8 protein-coding genes are annotated in these 7,715 nt (G+C 74.9%); 6 read left to right on the forward strand and 2 right to left on the reverse strand.

The features are described 5' to 3' along the window. Positions 1-199 precede the first annotated feature (199 nt). Positions 200-703, forward strand: a complete 504-nt coding sequence (locus tag AOK09_RS33670; RefSeq protein ID WP_055591019.1) for an SRPBCC family protein — start codon at positions 200-202, stop codon at positions 701-703. A gap of 60 nt (positions 704-763) precedes the next feature. On the opposite strand, the gene cds1 is transcribed toward AOK09_RS33670, so the two are convergent. Continuing rightward, positions 764-1,894 (reverse strand): L-cysteine desulfhydrase Cds1, encoded by a 1,131-nt coding sequence (cds1, locus tag AOK09_RS33675; RefSeq protein ID WP_055591020.1) that lies wholly within the window; start codon positions 1,892-1,894, stop codon positions 764-766. A 330-nt stretch (positions 1,895-2,224) separates the two neighbouring features. Between cds1 and AOK09_RS33680 the strand changes: the two genes are divergently transcribed. The 5 genes from AOK09_RS33680 to AOK09_RS33700 all read left to right on the forward strand — a co-directional run bounded on the left by AOK09_RS33680 (position 2,225) and on the right by AOK09_RS33700 (position 6,357). Continuing rightward, positions 2,225-2,824, forward strand: coding sequence for an ATP-binding protein (locus AOK09_RS33680; RefSeq protein ID WP_063796147.1), 600 nt, complete (start codon positions 2,225-2,227; stop codon positions 2,822-2,824). Between the two features lie 313 nt (positions 2,825-3,137). After that, positions 3,138-3,302 (forward strand): 50S ribosomal protein L33, encoded by a 165-nt coding sequence (gene rpmG / locus AOK09_RS33685; RefSeq protein WP_055591021.1) that lies wholly within the window; start codon positions 3,138-3,140, stop codon positions 3,300-3,302. 190 nt (positions 3,303-3,492) lie between these two features. Further along, positions 3,493-3,729: a hypothetical protein gene (locus AOK09_RS33690; RefSeq protein ID WP_055591022.1), complete on the forward strand. Its 237-nt coding sequence runs from the start codon at positions 3,493-3,495 to the stop codon at positions 3,727-3,729. Between the two features lie 166 nt (positions 3,730-3,895). Then, positions 3,896-4,891 (forward strand): phosphotransferase family protein, encoded by a 996-nt coding sequence (locus AOK09_RS33695; protein ID WP_055591023.1) that lies wholly within the window; start codon positions 3,896-3,898, stop codon positions 4,889-4,891. Between the two features lie 179 nt (positions 4,892-5,070). After that, complete coding sequence (locus tag AOK09_RS33700) at positions 5,071-6,357, forward strand: peptidoglycan-binding protein (protein ID WP_055591024.1); 1,287 nt, start codon at positions 5,071-5,073, stop codon at positions 6,355-6,357. Between the two features lie 16 nt (positions 6,358-6,373). Here AOK09_RS33700 and AOK09_RS33705 read toward each other — a convergent pair whose 3' ends face one another. Then, a complete protein-coding gene (locus AOK09_RS33705; RefSeq protein ID WP_407675456.1) occupies positions 6,374-7,621 on the reverse strand; it encodes an ROK family protein in 1,248 nt (415 codons plus the stop codon). Positions 7,622-7,715: the final 94 nt, after the last annotated feature.

A 7,715-nucleotide genomic window follows, 5' to 3' on the forward strand; every position in this document is an offset into this window, starting at 1 on the left:
CGCGGGGGCCGATGCGGTGCACTGCGGCACCGAGGGGGAGGTCACAGCGCGGCCGTACGCGGTCGTCACCGCCGGTCCTGCGGTGACGGGGTGCCGTACGCGGGCCGGTGCGCCCGGAGGCGGCGGGACACCGAGGGGTCGCCGCACCGGCGGGTGAGCTTGGCGAGGACTTGTCGGACCGAGCGGGAGGTGGCACACGATGGCACGGCATCTGCGGCCGGAGACACCGGAGTTCCTGGACGGCGCCCCGCTGCGGCTGTCCTTCTCCGCCGTGCTGGCGGGCGCTCCGGAGGCGGTGTTCCGGGAGCTGACGGAGGTGCCCGCCGGCTGGCCGGAGTGGTTCCGTCAGGTGTCCCTGGTGGAGTACCTGGGCGAGCCGCCGCACGGGGTGGGCAGCTGCCGCCGGGTGCAACTGACAGGCGGCACGCGCTTTGTGGAGACGGTGCTGGTCCAGGAGCCGGCGCGGCGGTTCGTCTACCGGGTGGAGGAGAGCGGGGTCCCCGGCCTGCTGGCGATGATGGAGGAGTGGCGGTTGTCCCCGTCGCCGTACGGCGGGACGCGGCTGCAGTGGACGACGGCGGTGGACGCCCGGCAGCCGCTGCGTGGGCTGTGGGGGGCGGCGCGCCCGCTGCTGGGGCGGGCCTTCCAGCAGGCGGCCCGGCGGCTGGACGCCAGGGTCGCGGTGGGCGCCGCCACAAGCTGACGCTGCGCCGGCCGGCGGCCCGCTGCGCCGGTCGGCGGCCCGTGGCGGACCCGGACGGCGTCAGTCCTCCCAGGGGCCTCCGGCCAGGAAGCGGTCCAGCTGCGCCCGGTAGGGGGCGATGTCGATGCCCTGCTCGGCGAGCCAGGTGTCGGAGTAGTACTTGTCCAGGTAGCGGTCGCCGGGGTCGCACAGCAGGGTCACCAGGGAGCCGCGGCGCCCTGCGGCGCGCATCTCGGCGACGATCCGCAGGGCGCTCCACAGCCCCGTGCCGGTGGATCCGCCGGCCCGGCGGCCGAGGACCGCCTCCAGGGTGCGGACGGCGGCCACGGAGGCTCCGTCGGGGACCTTCATCATCCGGTCGATGGCGCCCGGGACGAAGCTGGGCTCGATCCTGGGGCGGCCGATGCCCTCGATCCGCGACCCCCGCTCGCAGTGCACGTTCTGATCGCCCGTCACCCAGCCGTCGAAGAAGCAGGAGTTCTCCGGGTCGGCGACGCAGATGCGGGTGTCGTACTGCTGGTAGCGGACATAGCGGCCGATGGTGGCGGAGGTGCCGCCGGTCCCTGCGGTGGCGACGATCCAGGCGGGCTCGGGATAGCGCTCCATGCGCAGCTGGCTGTAGACGGACTCGGCGATGTTGTTGTTGCCCCGCCAGTCGGTGGCCCGTTCCGCGTAGGTGAACTGGTCCATGTAGTGGCCGCCGGTCTCCTCGGCGAGCCGGGCGGAGACCTCGTAGACCGTCCGGGGGTCGTCGACCAGGTGACAGGTGCCGCCCTGGAACTCGATCAGGCTGATCTTCTCGCAGCTGGTGGTGCGGGGCATCACCGCGACGAAGGGCACACCCACCAGGCCCGCGAAGTACGCCTCGGAGACGGCGGTGGAGCCGCTGGAGGCCTCGATGACGGGCTTGCCGGGGCGGATCCAGCCGTTGCACAGCCCGTACAGGAAGAGCGAGCGGGCGAGGCGGTGCTTGAGGCTTCCGGTGGGGTGGGTGGACTCGTCCTTGAGGTAGAGGTCGATCCCCCACTCCTCGGGCAGCGGGAACCGCAGCAGATGGGTGTCGGCGGAGCGGTTGGCGTCGGCCTGCACCTTGCGCACGGCCTCCTTGAGCCACGTGCGGTACGCCTCGTCGGAACGGTCGACGTCGAGGGTCGCCGCTGCCCGGCCGGGGGTCTCCTGCTGGTCCGCCATGCCGACGAGCCTCCTTGCGCCCAGGGGGTGATCGGCGCTCAGCGTAACAGGTGACTACCATAAGTGACTGTTACGCCTTCTCCATGCGCCCCTTATGCCACCCCGGGTCCGCCGAACGGCCGGATGCGCTCCCGCACACCGCCCCTCACCGGCCGGTTCGCGCCGTGCGCTCCCGGATGCAGCATCGCGCCCGCGTGTGCGCAAGTTGCGGAACCGGGCCGCCGGGGTGAGTCTGGACCACATCGCGTTCCGTTGCGACCCAGACACTCTGCGCGTTCGAGCGTCTCGAATCGCGCAGCCGGCCCCACCGATGGAGGGAGTCGTCGCGTCATGGAGGATCGGGTCAGGACTTACGAACTGCGGCTGACCGCAGTCCCGAGCCGCTTTGAGGCGGTGCGCCGGATAACCGCGGCGCACCTGCGGTACTGGAAGTTCACGTCGCTGGTGGATTCGGCCCTGCTCGGAGTGACCGAGCTGCTCGCCAACGTCCACCAGCACGCCGCGGGCGGAGAGGAGTGCGTCCTGCGGCTGCGGGCCGCCCCCGACTGCCTGACCGTCTCCGTCCATGACGCCGACCCGACCCTGCCGGTCGCCCGTGAGGCCGAGGTGTGGGAGGTCAGCGGCAGAGGCCTGGCCATCGTCGCGGCGCTCAGCAAGGAGTGGGGCGCGCAGGTGGAGCCGGACGGCTGCCTGGCGGGGAAGGTCGTCTGGTTCGCGCTCAGCGCCGACCCGGTCCGGCCCGAGCCGCTGCGGGCCCCGCAGGTGCGGCGCATCCTCACCCGTCCGCGGCTCACCGTGGACCCGCTGCGGCCGTCCGCGCCGCTGCGTACCGCCCCCCTGGTGCTGCCCGGCGGCGGCCTGGACGACGACGAGCACCGGGTGCCGGTACGCCCCGGGCGGGCCCGGCCGGTGGCCGTACCGCTCCGCTGACGGCTCGGGGGCCGTCACGGCCGTCACACGCACGCAGGGTGCCGGGGGCGCGGGCACCCTGCGCGTCGCGTGCGGCGCACGGCGCAGCCGCCCGGCCCCACCCGGGAGCGGCGCCGCCGGGAGCGCCTTCCCTCAGCCCTGGAGCGCGGCATCCGCCGCCACCGACCGCCCCCGTGCGACCGCGCGGGGGCTTCTCGGGCGGCCGGGTCCGGCCGGGCGCCACCTGCCCCGGCGGGAGATCGTCGGGCGAGGAATGAAAACGACATCCATGTTGCTGAAGCGGGCGGACTTCGGAGAAGGGAGGCCTACCCCCATGGCCCGCAATGAGATCCGCCCGGTCGTCAGACTGCGCTCCACCGCCGGCACGGGTTACACCTATGTGACCCGCAAGAGCCGCCGCAACGACCCCGACCGGCTGGAGCTGCGCAAGTACGACCCCCTCGCCCGCCGGCACGCGCTCTTCCGCGAGGCCCGCTAGCCGGGCCGGGCCGCCCGGGCCCGTACGCCACAGGAGCCGCCCATCGCCGGGGAGGGAGGGGCGGCTCCTGTTCATGTGGTGGCAATCGACATAGAAGAATGTCCATCAAGGGGTCACCGCCCTGCAAAACGCATGTCACAACAGCCTGGCAGCCTTTGAGTCGAAGGATGACTCAGAGAGAGGACTCGCCATGAGCGACTTCCACCTGCTGCTGGCAGCCGCAGCCACCGCCGCCTACGAGCTGTCGCCCGCCGACTCCGGAGCCGGCGCACCGCCGCGCATCCCCGGCCACGAGGCCGACCGGCTGGCCAGCATGGGCACCGCCGCCCCGGCACGCAGGTCACGCCAGGAGCCCCGGGGGGCCGGTACGCCCGCGCGGTGGCGCCGGTTCGGCATCCGGCCCGCCACCGCCGCCCCGCCCTCCTGAGCGGCGCGGGGGCCCGGGCGGAGAATCCCGCACCGGGGCGCCGCCGGGGCCCGCGAGCCCGGCCGCCGGTGGATTCCGCAAACCGTGGGAGCGCTCCCATACCGGGGCGATACCCTCCTGACGTCCGCCGCACACGGATGGCGGACACCAGGAGGGAGCAGGACCCATGGAGAGCCTCACCAAGCGCCGGCCGCCGCGAACACAGCTCCAGGCATGGCTGTACAGCGCGCTGGGTCCGGACGCCGAACTGGCCGGTCTCACCGAGTGCACCGACGGCTGGTTCAACGCCGTCTACGCGGTCACCCTGACGGACGGCCGCGAGGTGATCCTCAAGGTCGCTCCCCCGGCGGACATGAAGCTGATGCGCTACGAGGGCGACCTGCTGTACGCGGAGGCCCAGTTCTACCGGCAGGCCGCCGGCTGCGGCATGCCGCAGCCGGCCCTGCTGCACGTGGACCTCGACCAGGGGTACCTGGTGCTGGAGCGGCTCCGCGGCACCCCGCTGGACAAGGTGGCCGGAACGCTGGCCCCCGCCGCCCTGGCCGGGGTGCGCCGCCAGGTGGGCGCCGCGTCGGCCCGGCTGCACACCGTCACCGGCCCGGCCTTCGGCTACATCCGCCGCGACGGCCGCACCCAGTCGCAGAGCTGGCGGACCTCCTTCCTCGCCATCATCGACGACGTCCTGGCCGACGCCACCGAGCTGAACACCGAACTGCCCGCCCCGCCCGACCGCATCGGCGCCCTGATCCACCGTCACGCCGACGTGCTGGACGAGGTGACCCGCCCCGCGCTGGTCCACTTCGACCTCTGGGACGGCAACGCCTTCGTCCTGGAACAGCCGGACGGCTCCTGGCGGCTGGAGGGCGTCATCGACGGCGAACGGGCCTTCTGGGGCGACCCGGTGGCCGAGCTGGTCTCACTGGCCGTCTTCGCCGAACCCGAGGACTCCCCCGGTCTGCTGGAGGGCTACGCGGAGGCGGCCGGCGCCCCGCTGCGGCTGGAGGGGTCCGCCCGGCAGCGGCTCACCCTCTACCGCATCTACCTGGACCTCATCCTGGCCACCGAGGGCGCCACCCGGGGCTACGGGGAGGAGCACGACGGGGTGCGCCTGCTGGCGCTGGAGAAGCTGGACGCCGAACTGGGCCTGCTGGGCCGCGTCTGACCGCTCCCCGCCCGGCACCCGGGGCGCCTCCCCCTCCTCGCCGTCACCGGGCAGGAGGGGGCGCCCCGTCGAGGCGAAGTGCCGGACGGGCCCTGGGCGGTACGGCGACACACTCCGGCAATTAGTACTACTTCGCCCGATTCTGACTAGAGTGAGCCCCCTGGACAAGGGGAGCCACCATGTCGACCACGCCCATCTTCCATGACGTTCCGTCAGCCGTCGGCTGCGAGTGCCCTGCCTGCAGCGCGGTGGAGCTGGCCAGGGACGTACGCCGGCTGCGCCTGGTCAGGCCGGGCCGCGGACCGGCCCGTGCCCCGCAGCGGACGGTGGTCGCCGTCGCCGCGGCCGGCAGCGCACTGGCGGCCGCCGGCGGTGCGCAGGCCGCCCAGGGCGCGGCCGCGGCGGGCGCGGCCACTTTGACGCCCTCGGCCCTGCCGGGGGCCGCCGCCCTGCCGGGGGCTGCCGCGCTGCCCGGCCGCTCGACCCCGGTGGCCTGGACCGGCCGCCACGCCCGGACCCGGCACTCCGCCGTCGCGCTGGACCTCACCCGTACCGAGATCGTCGCCCGGGCCGCACGGTGGGTCGACTCCCGCGTCCCCTACAGCCGCTCCCGGTTCCACGACGGCTACCGCACCGACTGCTCCGGCTTCGTCTCCATGGCCTGGGGCCTGGCCGCCAGCGCCTGGACGGGCAACCTGGCCGACTTCGCGGTGCCCATCTCCAAGGACGACCTGGCCGAGGGCGACATCCTGCTCTTCCACAACCCCTCGGCGCCCGCGCGGGGTTCCCATGTGGTGCTCTTCGACCACTGGGCGAACCGCTCCCACACCGCCTATGTCGGCTACGAGCAGGCGCCGCCGCACACCCTGCGCCGGACCATCCCCTACGGCTACTTCACCCACCGCTCGCAGTACCGGGCCTACCGCTACCGGAACCTGGTGGACGGCGACGCCGACGGCAGCTCCTTCCCGGGCGCCGACGCCTTCGGACCCGGCGCCGACAACCCCTCGGTGACCAGCCTGGGCACCATGCTGATCGCCCGCGGCGGCGGCCGCTTCTACGCCGACGGCCCCGGCCCCCGGTGGGGCGACGCCGACGCCGCGGCCACCCGCGCCTTCCAGCAGGCCCAGGGCTGGGAGGGCGCCGAGGCCGACGGACTGCCGGGTCCGCACACCTGGCGGCTGCTGGTCACCGGCGCCGGGCGGGACATCCCGGCCGAGGAGCCGGCCGAGGACTTCCCCGGAGCCGAGGACTTCACCCCGGGGACGGTCGGCGACCAGGTGCTCGCCATCGGGCAGCAGCTGGTGGCCCACGGCTACGCGGCCCACTACCGGATCGGCCCCACCCCGGTGTGGACGGAGGCGGACCGGCGCAACGTCCAGGACTTCCAGCGCGCCCAGGGCTGGCACGGCGACGAGGCCGACGGCTACCCGGGCCCCGACACCTGGCGGCTGCTCTTCGGCTGAGCCCGGTCCGCGCGGGTCAGCCGGCCGCGGTGCTCTGGGGGTCGTCCAGGAAGGGCTGCCAGGCGAGTTCGGCGGCACCGGTGAGATCGGGGCGCTCCAGGGCGGCGGGCAGGACCGGGACCCCGGCGCTGCGGCCCCACAGGCACCGTTCGGCGACCACGGCCGGCAGCCGTTCCGGCGCCGCGGCGAGCAGGTCCAGATGGATGCCGCCGAGCACGATGCGGTCGGGGTTGAGGATGTTGACCATCCCGGCCAGACCGGCACCGAGGCACTCCACCACCCGGTCCACGGCGGCCCGGGCCACCGGGTCGTGGGAGGCGGCCCGGACGACCGCCCGGGCCGCCTCCAGCAGCGGCTCGGCGGGACCGGGGGTGACTCCGGCGGCGGCCAGCAGCGCGGGCGGGTCCGCCTCGACGTCCAGGCAGCCGCGACGGCCGCAGGGGCAGGGGCGTCCGCCCGGGTCGACGGTGAGCTGCCCGACCTCCAGGGCCAGCCCGTCGCTGCCGGTGTGCAGCCGGCCGTCGACCACCAGCGCGCCGCCGACACCCCGGTGACCGGAGGTGACATAGAGCAGGTGGCGGGCGCCGCAGCCGGCCCCGTGGCGGTGCTCGGCGAGGGCGGCCAGGTTGGCGTCGTTGGCGACGGCGGTGGGCAGTCCGGGCAGCGCCCCGGCGACGGCGGCGGCGAAGAGGTCCCGTACCGGGGTGCCGCTCGGCCAGTCCAGGTACATGGCGGCGAGCGCCCGGCCGCCGGAGTCGGTGACGGGTGTCGGTACGGCCAGTGCGGCGCCCAGGCAGCGCCGGGGGGAGGCGGCCACCAGGCGTGCGCCGGCCTCGGCCACCGCGCGCAGCACCTCCTCGGGGTCGGCGGTACGGGGCAGCGGACGGTCGACCGGTTCGCCGAGCGTGCCGCCGAGTCCGGCCAGGGCGACGCTGAAGCCGTCCGCGTGGAGCTGTGCGGCCAGCACCACCGGGCCTCCCGGGGCGACGGCGAGGCGGTGCGAGGGGCGGCCGCGGCCGCTGCCGGACGGACGGGGGTCCACCGCGACCAGGCCCAGCGCCTCCAGTTCGGCGGCGATCGCCCCGGCGGTGGCGCGGGTGACGGCCAGTTCCGAGGTGAGCACCGACCGGGTGGGGGCCCGGCCGGAGTGGATCAGCGCGAGCGCGGGCCCCAGCAGGCCGCGGCCCCGGTCCAGGGCGGGCCGGACCGCCGGCCGGTCGCGGCCGGGTACCCGCTGCGCGGGGCTTGTCGTGGTGTGCGGCACGCCCCTATTCTGCATTTGTGCCGCTACTCAACAAAATACCCCGCCCGGAATCCGGCCGCGCGCGGCGCACCCTCCGCCGCGCCCGATCCCTCCC

Origin of the sequence: Peterkaempfera griseoplana (assembly GCF_001418575.1) — a bacterium.
In the GTDB taxonomy this organism is placed as follows: Bacteria; Actinomycetota; Actinomycetes; order Streptomycetales; family Streptomycetaceae; genus Peterkaempfera; species Peterkaempfera griseoplana.